The organism is Pseudomonas sp. 05T35, assembly GCF_056396605.1.
Genome location: NZ_JBFTLU010000872.1, coordinates 1 through 629, shown reverse-complemented (window position 1 = coordinate 629; position 629 = coordinate 1). Strand labels below are relative to the sequence as shown.

The 629-nt window shown below is 55.2% G+C and carries 1 protein-coding gene; it reads left to right on the top strand.

All coding sequences use genetic code 11. The features are described from left to right. Window positions 1-95: 95 nt before the first annotated feature. A partial coding sequence (locus tag AC1DH9_RS30400) for a LysR family transcriptional regulator (RefSeq protein WP_477809486.1) occupies window positions 96-629 on the top strand: 534 nt, incomplete at its 3' end.

The window sequence follows — 629 nt, the reverse complement described above, 5'->3', positions numbered from 1 at the left end:
GTCATATTCCATGCCCTTATTAAAGTTTCTATTTTTATTATATGAAGGCTGGAATTGCGTGATAATCCGTTCAAACATCAAAGGACTGTTGCGCTGTGAGCATAAATCTACCGCTGCCGTTGCTGGGTGAAATGGCGATTTTCGTCAAGGTTGTCGAGACGGGTAGCTTCTCGGAAGCTGCTCGACAGCTGGGCTCGTCGCCTTCGGCGGTGAGTCGCAGCATCTCGCGCCTGGAGAAGGCGCTGGCCACGCGGTTGTTGCAGCGGACCACGCGCAAGTTGCGTTTGAGCGATGGTGGCGAAGAGGTGTTCAAGCGCTGTCAGGAAATGGTCAGCGCCGCTCGGTCAGTGATGGAGATCAGTGGTCAGTTCACCCATGAAGCTGAAGGGCTGGTGCGGGTCAGCGTACCGAAGGCGGTGGGGCGATTCGTGATCCATCCGCATATGCCGGAGTTTCTGCGTCGTTATCCCAAAGTCGATGTAGAACTGCTGCTTGAGGACCGTGAGGTCGATTTGATCGACGATCATGTCGACCTGGCGATTCGCATTACTGATCGCCCACCAGCCGGCCTGGTCGGCCGGCAGTTATTGACCATCGATCATTTACTCTGCGCGACCCCGCAATACCTG